The organism is Oxalobacteraceae bacterium OTU3CINTB1 (assembly GCA_024123955.1).
Classification (GTDB): domain Bacteria; phylum Pseudomonadota; class Gammaproteobacteria; order Burkholderiales; family Burkholderiaceae_D; genus Rugamonas.
On the sequence record CP099652.1, the window covers coordinates 967216 to 983475 of the forward strand.

15 protein-coding genes and 1 tRNA gene are annotated in these 16260 nt (G+C 63.3%); 14 read left to right on the forward strand and 2 right to left on the reverse strand.

Annotated elements, in window-relative coordinates; translation table 11 throughout:
• Positions 1-11 precede the first annotated feature (11 nt).
• The 8 genes from NHH73_04185 to NHH73_04220 all read left to right on the forward strand — a co-directional run bounded on the left by NHH73_04185 (position 12) and on the right by NHH73_04220 (position 7457).
• Positions 12-1790, forward strand: a complete 1779-nt coding sequence (locus NHH73_04185; GenBank protein USX27508.1) for a tetratricopeptide repeat protein — start codon at positions 12-14, stop codon at positions 1788-1790.
• Positions 1791-1811: 21 nt separating this feature from the next.
• Positions 1812-2441, forward strand: a complete 630-nt coding sequence (locus NHH73_04190; protein ID USX27509.1) for an outer membrane lipoprotein LolB — start codon at positions 1812-1814, stop codon at positions 2439-2441.
• Between the two features lie 11 nt (positions 2442-2452).
• Positions 2453-3331 (forward strand): 4-(cytidine 5'-diphospho)-2-C-methyl-D-erythritol kinase, encoded by an 879-nt coding sequence (gene ispE, locus NHH73_04195; GenBank protein USX27510.1) that lies wholly within the window; start codon positions 2453-2455, stop codon positions 3329-3331.
• 79 nt (positions 3332-3410) lie between these two features.
• A tRNA-Gln gene (locus NHH73_04200) sits at positions 3411-3487 on the forward strand.
• Positions 3488-3634: 147 nt separating this feature from the next.
• Positions 3635-4585, forward strand: a complete 951-nt coding sequence (locus NHH73_04205; GenBank protein ID USX27511.1) for a ribose-phosphate pyrophosphokinase — start codon at positions 3635-3637, stop codon at positions 4583-4585.
• A 166-nt stretch (positions 4586-4751) separates the two neighbouring features.
• Positions 4752-5387: a 50S ribosomal protein L25/general stress protein Ctc gene (locus NHH73_04210; GenBank protein USX27512.1), complete on the forward strand. Its 636-nt coding sequence runs from the start codon at positions 4752-4754 to the stop codon at positions 5385-5387.
• Positions 5388-5497: 110 nt separating this feature from the next.
• Entirely contained in the window at positions 5498-6079 is a 582-nt protein-coding gene (gene pth, locus NHH73_04215; protein USX27513.1) for an aminoacyl-tRNA hydrolase, read from the forward strand.
• Between the two features lie 67 nt (positions 6080-6146).
• Entirely contained in the window at positions 6147-7457 is a 1311-nt protein-coding gene (locus NHH73_04220; protein USX27514.1) for an amidohydrolase, read from the forward strand.
• A 16-nt stretch (positions 7458-7473) separates the two neighbouring features.
• Here the strand turns inward: NHH73_04220 and NHH73_04225 are convergent, their stop codons facing one another.
• Both NHH73_04225 and NHH73_04230 read right to left on the reverse strand, forming a co-directional pair.
• On the reverse strand, positions 7474-9303 hold the full coding sequence (locus NHH73_04225) for a DUF885 domain-containing protein (GenBank protein USX27515.1): 1830 nt from the start codon (positions 9301-9303) through the stop codon (positions 7474-7476).
• Between the two features lie 120 nt (positions 9304-9423).
• Positions 9424-10077 carry a glycine zipper 2TM domain-containing protein gene (locus NHH73_04230; GenBank protein ID USX27516.1) on the reverse strand — a complete coding sequence of 218 codons (654 nt, stop codon included), beginning with the start codon at positions 10075-10077 and terminating at the stop codon, positions 9424-9426.
• A gap of 277 nt (positions 10078-10354) precedes the next feature.
• Here NHH73_04230 and ychF point away from each other — a divergent pair, with 277 nt between their 5' ends.
• From ychF to NHH73_04260, 6 genes are all read left to right on the forward strand, one after another.
• Positions 10355-11446, forward strand: coding sequence for a redox-regulated ATPase YchF (gene ychF / locus NHH73_04235; GenBank protein USX27517.1), 1092 nt, complete (start codon positions 10355-10357; stop codon positions 11444-11446).
• A 140-nt stretch (positions 11447-11586) separates the two neighbouring features.
• Complete coding sequence (locus tag NHH73_04240; protein USX27518.1) at positions 11587-11853, forward strand: prevent-host-death protein; 267 nt, start codon at positions 11587-11589, stop codon at positions 11851-11853.
• Positions 11850-12158: a type II toxin-antitoxin system RelE/ParE family toxin gene (locus tag NHH73_04245; protein ID USX27519.1), complete on the forward strand. Its 309-nt coding sequence runs from the start codon at positions 11850-11852 to the stop codon at positions 12156-12158. The genes NHH73_04240 and NHH73_04245 overlap by 4 nt, the downstream gene beginning before the upstream one ends.
• A 122-nt stretch (positions 12159-12280) precedes the next feature.
• Positions 12281-13921 carry an NYN domain-containing protein gene (locus NHH73_04250; GenBank protein ID USX27520.1) on the forward strand — a complete coding sequence of 547 codons (1641 nt, stop codon included), beginning with the start codon at positions 12281-12283 and terminating at the stop codon, positions 13919-13921.
• A gap of 110 nt (positions 13922-14031) precedes the next feature.
• Positions 14032-14883 (forward strand): MOSC N-terminal beta barrel domain-containing protein, encoded by an 852-nt coding sequence (locus tag NHH73_04255; protein USX27521.1) that lies wholly within the window; start codon positions 14032-14034, stop codon positions 14881-14883.
• An 89-nt stretch (positions 14884-14972) separates the two neighbouring features.
• Positions 14973-16145 carry a sensor domain-containing diguanylate cyclase gene (locus NHH73_04260; protein ID USX27522.1) on the forward strand — a complete coding sequence of 391 codons (1173 nt, stop codon included), beginning with the start codon at positions 14973-14975 and terminating at the stop codon, positions 16143-16145.
• Positions 16146-16260 lie beyond the last annotated feature (115 nt).

A 16260-nucleotide genomic window follows, 5' to 3' on the forward strand; every position in this document is an offset into this window, starting at 1 on the left:
AGGATCTTCCCTTGAAAAACGCTTTCGCCATTGTAACCCTCTCTGCCTTGCTGTCGGCGTGCGCCATGGCGCCGCAAAAACAGGCCGAGTCCACCGCCGCACCGGAGCCTGCCGCCCCCGACAGCGTCGCTGCCGCGGTGGAGGCGCCAGCGCCCGTGCCGGAAGTGCTGCCCAATAATGCCCTGACCGGCGACATGCTGTTCCGCATCACCAAGGCCGAGCTCGAATTCAAGCAGGGACAATGGCAGGGCGCGTACATCACGATGCTGTCGCTGGCCCAGCAAACCCGCGATCCGCGCCTGGCCCGCCGCGCCGCCGAGATGGCGCTGGCCGCCAAGCAAGGCCAGGAGGCGCTCGCGGCGATCCGCCTGTGGCGCGAACTGGCGCCCGAGTCGGACGAGGCGACCCAGTATTTCCTCGGTTTTGCCGTCGTCAACGACGATCTGAGCGAGGCGGAGGCCATTTTCGCCCAGCGCCTGAAGGCGGCCCCGGCGGCCCAGCGCGGCATGGCGATGTTGCAAATGCAGCAATTCATGCTGCGCGCCAAGGACAAGGCCGCAGCGTTCGCGCTGCAAGAGCGCGTGCTGGCGCCCTACGGCGACATGCTCGAAAGCCACCTGATCCTGGCGCAGGGCGCGTTTGCCGTCAACGACACCGAGCGCGCCCGCGCCGAAGCGCAAAAAGCCCAGGCCATTAAGCCCGACTCCGAGCTGGCGGTGCTGACAATGGCGCAAGTCTCCGGCGACATCGACGCCGCCGGCAAGGTGCTCACCGATTTCCTGGAGAAATATCCGAAGGCGCGCGAGGTGCGTGCCGCCTACGCCCGCATCCTGGTCGACGCTAAGCAACTCGAGCCGGCCCGCCAGCAATTCCTGGCCTTGCTGAAGGACCAGCCCGACAATATCGCCACCTTGTACGCGCTGGGCGTGATGGCGATGCAGACCAACGATTTGCCCGAAGCGGAGAAGTATTTCACGCGGTTCATCACCGTCCTGGACGACCATCCGGACGACGAGCGCGACCCGGGCAAGGTGCTGATGATCCTGTCGCAGATCGCCGAACAGCGCGGCGACGTTGACGGCGCCATCAAATGGCTGGAGAAAATCGAAGGCGACGATCCCAAGCTGTACCTGGCCGCGCGCATGAAAATGGCGACCCTGACGGCGCGCAAGGGCGATGTCGATGGCGCGCGCAAGCAGTTGACCACCCTGACGGCAGCCGACCCCGCCGACCAGGCGCAGATTTTCCAGACCGACGCCCAGTTGCTGCGCGACGCCGGCGATACCCGCGCCGCCTACACGGTGCTGGAGAACGCCATCAAACGCTATCCGGACAATCCGGACCTGCTATACGACTTCGCGCTGGTGGCCGAAAAACTGGGCAACGTGGAGCTGATGGAAAAAGCGCTGCGGCAGGTGATGATCGCCGCGCCCGACAACCAGCACGCCTACAACGCGCTGGGCTACTCGCTGGCCGAGCGCAACGAGCGTCTGCCGGAAGCCTACGCGCTGGTCGACCAGGCGATGAAGATGGCGCCGGGCGATCCGTTCATCATGGACAGCATGGGTTGGGTACAATTCCGCATGGGTAACCTTGACGAGGCGGAATCGCTGCTGCGCCGCGCCTACGCGCTGCGCGCCGATCCGGAAATCGCCGTGCATCTGGGCGAGGTGCTGTTTGTCAAAGGCGACGTCACCGGCGCCCAAAAGCTGTGGCAGGAAGCCAAGAGCAAAGACCCCAAGAACGACGCGCTCAAGAACACGCTGGCGCGCCTGAATCAAAACCTGTAACCACCTGAATAATCACCACCGATGACGATTTCCATTTACCGCCGCGCGGCAGGCAAGCTGGCATTGGCCGGCGCGCTAGGCGTGCTAAGTGTGCTGGCCGGCTGCGCCACCACCTCCGCGCCACGCTCGACCACCGCCGTCGCGCCGTACCGCGACACCCTCGACCTGGCCGGACGCATCGCCATCAATTACAGCAGGGACGGCAAGCAGGAGTCGCTGAGCGGCAAATTCACGTGGCGGCAGACGGCGGCCAACACCGACGTCAACTTGATCTCGCCAACCGGGCAGACGGTCGCCGTCATCAACGTCACGCCGACCTCGGCCACGTTGAAACGCAGCGGCGAGCCGACCCGCACCGCCTCCGACCTCGACAGCCTGACCCGCCAGACGCTGGGCTGGACCTTGCCGGTCTCCGGCCTGCGCGACTGGCTGCAGGGCTATGCGGTCGCCGCCGACGGCAGCCGCTTCAGCGCCTCGCCGGCCAGCGACACCGTGGTTACCCGCGACGGCTGGAAGCTCGACTACGTGTCGTGGCAGGATGAGTCGGCGACGGTGCCGCAACCGAAACGCATCGACGTCACGCGCATCGCGCTGGGCCAGCAAGTCGACGACATGTCGATCCGCATCGTCATCGATCCTGCCGCACAATAATTGATACTCCGATGACCAGTCTGAAGAATTGCCCGGCTCCGGCCAAACTGAACCTTTTCCTGCACGTCAACGGCCGCCGCGCCGACGGCTATCACCTGCTGCAAACCGTGTTCCAGCTGGTCGACCACGGCGATACCTTGCATTTCACCCTGCGTGACGACGACGCGCTGCGCCGCGTGACGCCGATCGAAGGCGTGCCGGAGGAGGGCGATCTGATCATCCGCGCCGCCAGGCTGCTGCAGGCCGAAGTGCTGCGCCGTACCGGCGCTCTGCCGCGCGGCGCCGATATCGCCATCGACAAGATCCTGCCCATGGGCGGCGGCCTGGGCGGCGGCTCGTCGGACGCGGCCACCACCTTGATGGTATTGAACCATTTGTGGCAGGCCGGTCTAAGCAAGGAGGAGTTGATGGCGCTGGGCCTGCCGCTGGGTGCGGACATCCCGTTCTTTATCTTTGGCGAAACCGCGTTCGCCGAAGGCGTGGGCGAGGCGCTGCAGCCGGTGAAAGCGCCCGATTGTTGGTATGTCGTCATCGAACCAGGCGTCGCGGTGCCGACCGCAGCAATTTTTTGCTCGGAACATTTGACAAGGAACACACCGCCCGTCATAATAACGGACTTTTCCAGCTACCACGAAAATCAAACTGATTTGAAGGGGTACGGAAAGAACGATTTACAGCAAGTGGCAACGAGTTTGTTCCCGCCGGTAGCAGAGGCGATAGAATGGCTCAGCGCTCACGGTGATGCCAGGATGACTGGTTCCGGTGCTTGTGTATTTTGTGCAGTGGCAACCCAGGCAGAAGCCGACGCGGTACTTCAACAAGTGCCCGCCAAGTGGAAAGCATGGAAAGCCCATGCGCTCACACAGCATCCACTAACTAAAATGTTGTAGACGGGTAAAAAAAGATTTGGCTTAGCGTGAAATTGGCGATAAAATACTCGCCGTTGTAGCGACAAGCAGTCAGTTGCGTAGGGGAATCGCCAAGCTGGTTAAGGCACTGGATTTTGATTCCAGCATACCAAGGTTCGAATCCTTGTTCCCCTGCCATTCGTTTTCCTTGCGACACCGTCGAGGCACTAGTCTCCGGCCAAGGCAAGCATCAATGTCCGCGCCCGGCGCGGATCATTCTGAGTACAGCGCCACGCGGCTTCCGCTGGCGACATCAAAATTTCATCGACTATCTCTGGGACTCCCATGGCTTACGAAAACCTGATGGTTTTTACCGGCAACGCTAATCCTGCGTTGGCAGAAGGAGTCGCAAAAAATCTCGGCATTCCACTCGGCAAGGCAAACGTTTCGAAATTCTCGGACGGCGAAGTGATGGTCGAGATTAACGAGAACGTTCGCGGTAAAGACGTTTTCGTCCTGCAATCGACTTGCGCACCAACCAACGACAGCCTGATGGAGTTGATCCTGATGGTCGACGCGTTGAAACGCGCTTCGGCAGGCCGCATCACCGCCGCCATCCCTTACTTCGGTTACGCCCGTCAAGACCGCCGCCCGCGTTCGGCGCGCGTCGCGATCTCGGCCAAAGTCGTGGCCAACATGCTGGAAAGCGCCGGCGTCGAGCGCGTCCTGATCATGGACCTGCACGCGGACCAGATCCAGGGCTTCTTCGATATCCCGGTCGACAATATTTATGCTTCGCCAATCCTGCTGAGCGATCTGCAGAAAAAGAACTACCAGGACCTGCTGGTGGTGTCGCCGGACGTCGGCGGTGTGGTGCGTGCGCGCGCCCTGGCAAAACGCCTGGGCTGCGACCTGGCCATCATCGACAAGCGCCGTCCGAAAGCCAACGTTTCCGAAGTGATGAACATCATCGGTGAAGTCGAAGGCCGTAACTGCGTCATCATGGATGACATGGTCGATACCGCCGGTACGCTGGTCAAGGCGGCCGAAGTGCTGAAAGAGCGCGGCGCCACCAAAGTCGTCGCGTATTGCACCCACGCGGTTTTGTCGGGCCCTGCGATCGAGCGCATCGCCAATTCGTCGCTGGACGAGCTGGTCGTGACCGACACGATTCCGCTGTCCGACGCGGCCCGTGCCTGCGGCAAGATCCGTCAGCTGACCTGCGCACCGTTGCTGGCCGAGACGTTCAAACGCATCATCAAGGGCGATTCCGTGATCTCCCTGTTTATCGATTAATTAGATAAACAAAATAGTCAGATTTTCCGGCGGCGCGCCTGGTTTTCAGCCAGGTGCGCCGTTGTACTTCCCGGTTTCATGAGCGCAGTCAGCTCATTTTCGAAGCACCCTGGTCGCGGGGGCTTCATAACACGAGGCGCGAGCCTTGTTATTTTTGGAGTTACACATGAAAGTTGTTGCATTCAAACGCGAATTGCAAGGTTCCGGAGCGAGCCGCCGCCTGCGCAATTCGGGCCAAACCCCAGGCATCATCTACGGCGGTACCGAAGCGCCAGTGACCATCTCGCTGGATCACAACGCGCTGTACCACGCGCTGAAAAAAGAAGCCTTCCACTCGTCGATCCTGGATCTGGAAATCGACGGCAAGACCCAGCAAGTGCTGCTGCGCGACTTCCAAGTCCACGCGTTCAAGCAACTGGTTCTGCACGCTGACTTCCAGCGCGTCGACGCAGGCAAGAAAGTGCACATGAAAGTCGCGCTGCACTTCGCCAACGCCGAAATCTCGCCAGCGGTCAAGCTGCACGGCGCGACCATCAGCCACGTCGCCAACGAAATCGAAGTATCGTGCCTGCCAAAAGACCTGCCAGAGTTCATCACCGTCGACCTGACCAACATCGACGTCGGCACCTCGCTGCACATCGACGAACTGACCCTGCCAGCAGGTGTTACCGCTGTTGCCGCCGGCACCAACCTGACCATCGCCACCGCTTCGGTGCCGCCAGGTCACGTGTCGGCCGAAGCTGATGCCGCTGAAGCCGCTCCAGCAGCCGATGCCAAGCCAGCCGCTAAAGCCAAGAAGTAATATTGAACGCCGCAGCGATGCGGCGGCAATGAAGGACCCCCGCTAGCCCAAGGCCGTCGGGGGTTTTTTTTCGTTTGACCGATAATATCGTTTATTTAATTGAGCATCCCATGCCCATACGTCTCATCGTCGGCCTCGGCAACCCCGGCGCCGAATACGAACAAACCCGCCACAACGCCGGCTTCTGGCTGGTCGACAACCTCGCCAACGATGTCGGCGCGCGCCTGCAGCGCGAGACCAAGTACAACGCGCTGATGGCCAAGGCCTCGATCGCCGGCCATGAGGTGTATCTGCTGGAACCGCAGACGTATATGAACCGCTCCGGGCAATCGGTTGGCGGCCTGTGCCGCTTCTTCAAGATCAATCCGGACGAAGTGCTGGTGGTGCACGACGAGCTCGACCTGATGCCCGGCATCGCGCGCCTGAAGAAGGGCGGTTCGTCGGGCGGCCACAACGGCCTCAAGGACATCACCGCCGCGCTCGGCACACAGGATTACTGGCGGCTGCGCCTGGGCATCGGCCATCCGCGCACGCTCAGCCTGCAGCAGCAGGTGGCCGACTTCGTGCTGCACCGGCCGCGCCGTGAAGACCAGGACCTGATCGAGCGGGCAATCGAAAAATCGCTGCAGGTCATGCCGTCCATCGTCGAGGGCAAGTTCGAGGCCGCGACGATGAAACTGCATACCGTCTAAAGCGGGCGCGTCGATGGTATGCTGAGGGAACTATTTCCCTCAGCCCTCAAGATCAAGGACACCATCAATGAAGCGCCTGCCGATCGCCGCACTCGTAACATCTTTATTGTTGGCCGCTGCTCAAACGCAGGCGCAAGCCCAGGACACCGGCGCCGTCGCCAAACAGATCGACGGCATGTACCCCAAGCTGGACGTCATCTACAAGGATTTGCACGCGCATCCCGAAGTCGCTTTCCAGGAAGTGCGCACGGCCGCCAAGCTGGCCGCCGAGATGCGCGCCATCGGTTTCGACGTCACCGAAAAAGTCGGCAAGACCGGCATCGTCGCGATCTATAAAAATGGCGCCGGCCCGACGGTGCTGGTGCGCACCGAGATGGACGGCTTGCCGATGGAGGAAAAGTCCGGCTTCCCTTATTCCAGCAAGGCCCACGCCACGCTCGACGGCAAGGATACGATGGTGGCCCACAGCTGCGGCCACGACGTCCACATGACGGCCTGGCTGGGCGCCGCGCGCACGCTGGTGGCGATGAAGTCGCAGTGGAAGGGCACGTTGATGTTCATCGGCCAGCCGGCCGAGGAAATCGTCGCCGGCGCCAAGGCCATGCTCGACGACGGCCTGTTCAAGCGCTTCCCGAAACCGGACTACGCCTTCGCGTTGCACTCGTGGCCGCTGGCCTATGGCACCATCGGCTACAACAGCGGACCGGTGTCGTCGAACTCGGACGCGATCGAGATCACCTTCAAGGGACGCGGCGGCCACGGCTCGGCGCCGGACAAGGCGCTCGACCCGATCACCATCGCCGCCCGCTTCGTGGTCGACGTGCAAACGGTCATCAGCCGCGAAAAAGATCCGAAGGAATTCGGCGTGGTGACGATCGGCGCCATCAACGGCGGCAGCGTCGGCAATATTATTCCGGACTCGGTCAAGGTGCGCGGCACCATCCGCACGTATAACCCGGCCGTGCGCGCCAAGATCCTGGCCGGCGTGCGCCGCGTCGCCAACGCCTCGGCGGCGATGGCGGACGCCCCGGCGCCCGACGTGGAGCTGATCACCGGCGGCGCGGCCATCGTCAACAACGACGCGCTGGTCACGCGCACCGAGGGCGTGCTCAAGCAGGCCTTCGGCGACGCCAATGTTGCGCGCATGCCGGCCATGACGGCCAGCGAGGACTTCTCGGTCTACGCCAACGAAGGCATCCCGTCGATGTTCTTCTTCACCGGCGTCTACGATCCGAAGGCGGTGGCCGAGGCCGACAAGCCGGGCGGCAAGCCGATCGCCTTCAACCACTCGCCGTACTACGCGCCGGTGCCGGAGCCGTCGATCAAGACGGCGGCGCAGGCGATGACGCTGGCGGTGCTGAACGTGATGTCCAAATAAACCAGGGGCCGCCTGTTTATTTGCTGGCGGCGATCCATTTGTCGACACGCGCTTCCAGGATCGGCAACGGCAAGGTGCCGTCGCCGATCACCACCTGGTGGAATTTCTGGTAGCTGAACTTGTCGCCCAGCGCCGCCTGCGCCCGCGCGCGCAGTTCCAGGATTTTCAGCGAGCCGATCTTGTAGCTCAGCGCCTGCGCCGGCCACACCATGTAGCGCTCGATCTGGTTCTTGGCGCGCGCCTCGCTCCAGCCCAGCGTCTCGGCCAGATAGGCGATCGCCTGTTCGCGGGTCCAGCCCTTGGCGTGCATGCCGGTGTCGACCACCAGGCGCGCGGCGCGCAGCATCTCGGCGTTCAAGTGGCCGTAGTAGGCGACCGGATCGTCGTACAGGCCCAGCTCGCGGCCCAGGGTCTCCGAATACAAGGCCCAGCCTTCGGTGTAGGCCGCGCTGTTGGGGTTTTCGGTGCTGAACTTGCGGAAGTCCGGCAGGTCCAACTCTTTCAACAGCGCGCCGTGCAGGTGGTGGCCCGGCACGCCCTCGTGCAGGAACAGGCTGACCATGTCGACCCGGCTGTACTGCTTCGGATCGTTGACCACCGGCCAGAACACGCCCGGATGCGAGCCGTCCGCCGCTGGCGGCGTGTAGTGGTCGGATGCGGTCGCGCGCGTCAACTCCGGTTCCAGATGCAATTCCATCTTCCCTTTCGGGATCAGGCTGAAGTAGGTCGGCAGCTTGGCCTGCACCGTCGCGTAGAGCGTGCGGTAGGCGTCCAGCACCTGCTCGTCGGTGGTGAATATCTTGAACTTCTGTTGCGCCGCCATCCATTGTGGCAGTTGCTTTTCGGGGCCGTCGTAGCCCAGTTTGGGGCCCAGCGCCGTCAACTGCTGCTGGATGCGCGCCACTTCCTTCAGTCCCAGCGCGTGCACCGCGTCCGGCGTCAGGGGCAGGTTGGTGCTGTCCTTGATGCGGGCGGCGTACCACGCGGCGCCGTTCGGCAGGGCGTTCCAGCCGGTGCTGGCGCGGCTGGCCGGCAGGTATTCATTCTGCAGGAAATCCACCAGGCGGGTCAGCGCCGGGGCGATCCTGGTATCGACCGTGTTCAGGTAGGCCGCCGTCAGCCTTTGCTTGTCGGCGGCCGAGAACTGCGCCGGCATGCGCGTGATGGGCGAATAGTAGACGCTGGTCTCCGGCGTGGCCGCGCGCAGGTTCTGGAACTGCGGCAGCATCGCCACCGTGATCGCCTTCGGCTGCACGACGCCGGCGCGGATGCCTTGCTTCATGTTGGCGATGGCCTGGTCTATCCAGGCCGGCAACTGCTTCAGGCGGCTCAGGTAGGCCTGATACTGCGCGACCGTGCCTAGCGGCTGCGAGCCGGTGCCGTCGGCGTAATTGGCCAGGGTGCTGGGGACGTTGTCGAACTGGTTGAGCGGCAGCAGATGTTCCGGGAAGGACTCCAGCTGCATCGCGTTATTGAGTTCGTAGGACAGCAGGTCGTAGGTCAGCTGGTCCGGCTCGCCGAGTTGGTCGCGCCGCACGGCCATCAACTGCTTTTGCATCTGGCGGTACTGCGTGAACTGGGCTGCGCGCACGGCGGGAGAAATGGCCAGGCCGATTTGATCGTTGTAGCGGCTGTCGCCGTTGGCGGTGGCAAACAGCAGCGGATCGAATTTGCAGCGCGCGGTGTGGAACGCCGCCGCCAGCTTGGTCAGCTGTTTCTGCGCCTGGCTGGCTTGCGCGGTGGATGTTTGCGCGGCTTGGGCCGGCAACATGCCGACGCCGGCGCAAAGGAGGGTGGCGATCAGCGCGGAAGTCCGCAGCGAGGCGCGGCAACGGGTGTGGGGCATGGACATTTCCTGGTAAGCAGATAAGCCGCCATCGGGCGGCTTATCTTGACGTGGACAATCGTTCGCCAGGAAGTCTAGCACTAAACAATTCGCCGGGACATCGCCCGCATGCCCGGACGTTTAGTTTGCGCGCAGGCCGCCGTCGACCACGCGCACGTCGTCGCCTTGGTGCCACGATGGTTGCTCAGTCTGGTGGAACTTGCGTACCGAACCGTCGTTCATGCGCACCACGATGTCGTAGCTCTTGTTGGCTTTGACGCGGCCTTCAATCTGGTTGCCGGCGACCGCGCCGCCGATGGCGCCGGCCACGGTGGCCAGTTTGCGGCCGTTGCCGCCGCCAACCTGGTTGCCCAGCAGGCCGCCGACCAGCGCGCCGCCCACCGCGCCCACGCCGCTGCCTTCGGCACGGGTTTCGATTTCGTTGACGGCTTCGATCACGCCGCAGTTGTTGCAGACGGCCGGCGCGCTCTTGACCGGAGTGTGTTTGACGACCGGCTTGTCGCGCACGACTTCGCGGACCGGCTCACGTTCCCGGACCGGCTCGCGGACTTGTTCACGGACCGGCTCGCGCACCTGGTCGCGGCCTGACGCGGCCGGCGCGGTTTGTGTCACCAGCGGCTGGCCGTTGGGCGCCAGCGACGGATCCTGGTTCTGGGAGTTCGAGGAAGGCAGCCAGCCCATGATGGCGGCGACGCCGACGCCACTCACCAGCACAACGGCGGCCGCGGCGGCCATGATCATCGGGTGCAGCTTGGAATTGGATGTGTTATTCATTTTTCTACCTTTTATGTGTTGAGTGGCTTGTTTGACTACAAGCAACTAACGCGCTGGCCCCGAATCCGACTGACACAGATTTCGTATCAAATGTAAGCAATTGTTCCTGAATGCATGAAGCGGCCGGGCGATCCGCCCGGTTTTTTTGAAGACTGGAGGCGGGGGAGGTACAATTGATCCTTGAACGCTTTAAATAGCAGGAATATTCAGAAAACGCCCGCGTCGGCCGTTTTTCACCAGCCGCTCGCCGGCAACATTTGATTATTAAAGGTTTTCCATGAGTCTCCAATGCGGCATCGTCGGCCTGCCCAACGTCGGCAAGTCCACCCTCTTCAACGCCCTGACCAAGGCCGGCATCCCGGCTGAGAACTATCCGTTCTGCACCATCGAGCCGAACGTCGGCGTGGTCGAAGTGCCGGATCCGCGCATGGCCGCGCTGGCCGAAATCGTCAAACCGGAACGCATGGTCAACGCCATCGTCGAATTCGTCGACATCGCCGGCCTGGTGGCCGGCGCGTCGCAGGGCGAAGGCCTGGGCAACCAGTTCCTGTCGCACATCCGCGAGACCGACGCCATCGTCAACGTCGTGCGCTGCTTCGAGGACGACAACGTGATCCACGTGTCGGGCAAGGTCAGCCCGCTCGACGACATCGAAGTCATCCAGACCGAGCTGGCGCTGGCCGACCTGGGCACCGTGGAAAAAGCCATCCACCGCGAAAACAAGAAAGCCCGCTCCGGCGACAAGGACGCGGCCAAGCTGCTGGCCATCATGGAGCGCATCGTGCCGCACCTGAACGAAGCCAAGCCGGTGCGCGCCATGGGCCTGGACGCCGACGAGATGGCCCTGATCAAGCCGCTGTGCCTGATCACCGCCAAGCCGGCCATGTACGTCGCCAACGTCTCCGACACCGGCTTCACCAACAACCCGCTGCTCGACCAGCTGACCGCCTACGCCGCCACCCAGAACGCGCCGATCGTCGCCATCTGCGCCTCGATCGAAGCCGAGATCGCCGACCTGGACGATGCCGACAAGACCGAATTCCTGAACGACATGGGCATGGAAGAGCCGGGCCTTGACCGCCTGATCCGCGCCGCCTACAACCTGCTGGGCCTGCAGACCTACTTCACGGCCGGCGTTAAGGAAGTGCGCGCCTGGACCATCCACATCGGCGACACCGCGCCGCAGGCTGCCGGCGTCATCCACACCGACTTCGAACGCGGCTTCATCCGCGCGCAAACCATCGCCTACGACGACTACATCCAGTACAAGGGCGAGGGCGGCGCCAAGGAGGCGGGCAAGATGCGCGCCGAGGGCAAGGAATACGTGGTCAAGGATGGCGACGTGCTGAACTTCCTGTTCAACGTTTAAACGGCAGCGATGCCCTCCGAAAACCGCGAAATTCGCGGTTTTTTTTCGAGTGCGCTTGCTGCTGACCTGATTCTCCTGAAACAGCTTGCGGGACGATGGGAAGCCCGCCAGAATGATGTGGACTCAATCAGGAGATACACATGAAAACGGCCACTTTTGCATCGTTGCGCTTGGATGCTGAATTGCGGCAAGCCGCAGAAGAAAGCTTGGAAAAAGGAGAAACGCTATCGAGTTTTGTCGAGCAGTCGGTACGAGACAGCGTTAGCCGACGTCAGCGGCAGAAAGAGTTTCTCGCGCGCGGGCTGGCGTCTCGCGATGAGTCGTCCCTGACTGGCGTATATATTGATTCGAATGCGGTCCTTGACCGGTTAGAATCGATGCTTGACAAAGCAAAGGCTGGGAAGTGACTTTCACAGTTCGCTTTACGCCGCAGGCGGAGAGCGATTTGGTTCGCTTGTATGAGTATATTCTCGAGCGTGATCAGACCGACTGGTCACTGGGTGAGCGGGCCTTGCAAGCTATTAGAAATGCCATTCAAAGCCTTGAGCGTTCGCCTTTTAGTTACCGCAAAGCCACGGTTGATAACCCCTTCCTGCGCGAGCTTGTCATCCCATTCGGCTCCGCCGGATACGTCGCATTGTTCGAAATAGACAACGCGCAGACGGTCACAGTGCTCGCGGTGCGGCACCAGCGCGAAGACGACTTCTTTTGACCGCCACTGCGGCCCACACGGCCATTCGCCGTGCGCAAGCAGTTGTTGGGTATAATCGTCGGATTGCCTGCGTCCGCTTTTCACGCCCGCCTCATTCCTTCACTAGAAAAAAATTACTCTTCATGGCTTCTTCCAACGATAACGTCAGCATGGCGCTGTTCTGCGATTTTGAAAACGTGGCGCTCGGTGTGCGCGACGCCAATTACGACAAGTTCGACATCAAGCCGGTGCTGGAGCGTTTGCTGCTCAAGGGCAGCATCGTGGTCAAGAAGGCGTATTGCGACTGGGACCGCTACAAGGCGTTCAAGGCGCCGATGCACGAGGCCAACTTCGAGCTGATCGAGATCCCGCACGTGCGCCAGTCCGGCAAGAACTCGGCCGACATCCGCATGGTCGTCGACGCGCTCGACTTGTGCTACACCAAGTCGCATGTCGACACTTTTGTCATCATCTCGGGCGATTCCGATTTTTCGCCGCTGGTGTCGAAGCTGCGCGAGAACGCCAAGAAGGTGATCGGCGTCGGCGTCAAGCAGTCGACCTCGGACCTGCTGGTGGCCAACTGCGACGAATTCATTTTCTACGACGACCTGGTGCGCGAGAGCCGCCGCGCCAAGCGCGACGCCGGCGAGGCCAGCAAGCCGGCCGTCAAGCGCTCGCCGGAAGAGGAGCGCGGCCGACGCGAAGAGATGGACAAGCGCCGCAACCAGGCCGTGGAAATCGCCGTCAACACCTTCGAGGCGCTGGTGCTCGAACGCGGCGACAGCGGCAAGATCTGGGCCTCCGTGCTGAAGGAGGCGATCAAGCGCCGCAAGCCGGACTTCAGCGAATCCTATTATGGTTTCCGCACCTTCGGCAACCTGATCGAGGAATGCAAGGCGCGCGGCCTGCTCGAATTCGGCCGCGATGAAAAATCCGGCGCCTATGTGTACCGCAGCAGCGGCTCGTCCAACGGCGCGCTGCAGGGCGCCGGCGAGACGCAGGCGTCCGACAATGTCGGCGCCGAGGCGCAGGAAGGCGGCAAGCAGGAGTCGCGCCGCAGCCGTGGCCGTGGCCGCACCGCCGCTGAACGCTTCGCCGAACGCCAGGCCGAGCGCCTGGCGCAACAGGCGCACGCGCACCCGGACGCCGACGATCGCAACACTGATGATGCCGACGCGGACGACAGTGCGCCGGTGGTGGAGGCCTATGCCGCGTGGCAGAGCGCGCCGGAAGCAGCCTCCGACCAGTCCGACCAGTCCGACAACGAGACGAAAGCGCAGCGTTCGGCCCAGCCGGAATCTGACCGCAATCGCGGCCGTGGACGCGGCAATCGCGGCGGCCGCAAGCAGAACGATCGCCATGGCGGCGAAGGCGCTGTCGCCGCCGCCGAGGCGCCGGTCGTGACCGAAATGACGGAGATGGCGGTCGATCAGCCGGTCCAGCCGCCGGTTGCCGAAGCCTACGCTGACGCGGTCCAGGACGCGCCAGCCGAAGCGGTCGCGCCGGCGAAAAAGAAAAGCGGCGCCAAGCCGCCCGCCCGCAAGGTCAAGGCCGCGGCCAAACCGCAAGCGGAAGAGGGCAAGCCGGCCAAGGGCGCCAAAGGCGGCAAGGGTCGCAATGCCGCAACGGCGGGCGCCGCCGAGCCGGCCGCGATCGCCGTGGAGCCGGCCGCGCCGGTGGTGGTCGAGGCTGAAGCGACGCAAGCCGCGCCGGCCAAGCCCGCCAAGCCAAGGGCACCGCGCAAGCCACGCGCCCCGAAGGCCGCCGCCGAGTCCGGCGAGTAATCTGCGAGTAATCGGCAAGGCCCGGCAAGGGCGGCTATGGATCGTATAATGACAATGTTACGATCTTATTAACCGGTGCGGCGGACGCCGCCCATAAAGGTAGCCGCCTCATGCCCATCCTTTCCGCACTCACGCTGTATCCGATCAAATCCTGCGCCGGCGTGGCGTTGCAGGACGCCACGCTGACCACGGCGGGGCTGATGACCGAGAAGATCTACGACCGCGAATGGATGGTCGTCGACGAGGACTCCGTGGTCATGACGCAGCGCGAACATCCCCGCATGGCGCTCATCACTCCCACGCTGAAAGCCAACACGCTCGAGTTGCGCGCGCCCGGCATGCTGCGCCTGGAGATTCCGCTCGGCCTGCCCGACCCCGATTTGGCGCCGACCCTGTCCACGCAAATCTGGGACCACACCATCCTGGCCTACGACTGCGACGACCTGACCGCCGAATGGTTCACCAAGGCCATCGGCGTGCCGTGCCGCCTGGCGCGCTTCCACGCCAACGCCACCCGCGCCGTCAGCGAGACCTGGACCAAGGGCGTGCCGGCCACCACCTTGTTTTCGGACGGCTATCCGATCCTGGTGGTGGGCGAGTCGTCTTTGGACGACCTCAACGACAAGCTGCGTGCCGCCGGCCGCGCGGCGATCCCGATGAACCGTTTCCGGCCCAACCTCGTCATCGGCGGCATCGAGGCCTTCGAGGAGGACTACGCCGAGTCGTTCCAGATGGGCGACGCGCTGCTCAAACCGGTCAAACCGTGCCCGCGCTGCCCGATGCCGTCGATCGACCAGGCCACCGGCGTGTTCGGCCCCAACCCGCTCGACCTGATGCAAGGCTACCGCGCCAAGCCCGAACTCGACGGCGCCGTCTGCTTCGGCATGAACAGCATCCTGATCACCGGCGACGGCCAACGCGTGCGCGTTGGTCAGGAAATCGTCGTTACACTGGCGTTTTAATGCACTTGGGCCGTCCAGGGCATTCCCAAGCGGCGCAACTTGGCGTAATGTTGCAATGACATGAAACCGGGTGAACAGTAAGGGCAATTATGACGCAAACCGCCACTGGCAAAGTAACGACGCCGACCGACCACGCAACGCGCGCGAACGATCTGGCGGCCGAAAACCAGGCTCTGCGGGCACGCATGGCGTATCTGCTGGAACAGGCCGAACGCAACCACTCGATCATGACGCGCCACCAGGCGTTCGACCTGAACATCGTCGGCGCCCCTAATTTCCCCGAGCTGGTCGGCACCATCTTCCGCGTGCTGCCGGTGATCTCCGAGCTCGACAGCGTGACCCTGACCCTGGTCGACGAGGGCGCCGACATCCGCGAGGTCATGCTCAAGCTCGATGTGGTGTTCGCCGATTTTCCCGACCTGATCTTCGTCGAGGAGCTCGATGGCCTCGGCTTCGACCTGGGCCAGCGCGGCCCGGGCGCGGCGCCACCCAAGCCGCTGTTGGGCATGTACGACGCGCAGCGCCACGCGCTGCCGTTCCCCAACGCGCCGGCCGGGCTGCAAAGCGTGGCGCTGGTGCCGCTGCTGCGCAACAAACGGGTCATCGGCAGCCTCAACCTTGGCAGCCGCGATCCGACCCGCTTCACGCCCAGCCTGGGCACCGACTTCATCGAGCATATGGCGTCGATCATCGCCATCTGCCTGGAAAACGTCATCAGTAACGAGATGCTCAAGTACATCGGCCTGACCGACTCGCTGACCGGCGTCTACAACCGCCGCTACATCGACCGCCGGCTGCTCGAGGAGATCGCCCGCGCGCGGCGCCAGTCGTATCCGATCTCGTTCATGTACATCGACATCGACCACTTCAAGCGCGTCAACGACACCGTCGGCCACGGCGGCGGCGACGAGGTGCTGCGCGAGGTGGCCACCCGCATCAAGAACGAGCTGCGCGCCTCGGACGCGCTGGCCCGCTTCGGCGGCGAGGAGTTCGTCGTGCTGCTGATCGACGCCAATCTGGAAAGCGCCGCCTTCGTCGCCGAACGCATCCGCTCGAGCGTGGCCGGCACGATGATCGCGCTGTCGCCGGAACTGCAACTGTCGGTGACGGTGTCGATCGGCGTGGCCTGCCTCAACCCCGGCGACACCGAGGGCGACCCGGTCACCGTGGCGCGCGACTGGGTGGCCCGGGCCGACACCCTGCTGTACGCTGCCAAAGACGCCGGGCGCAACCGCGTGGTCAGCGTGCCGCCGGCGGCGTGAGCGATCGCTTCAGACTGTGCTCCGTGTTGTTCCACGTAGGGCGGATTAGGCGGCACGCCGTAATCCGCCAATGCACGCGCCGTCGAAACGCACGCATTGGCGGATTACGCTGCGC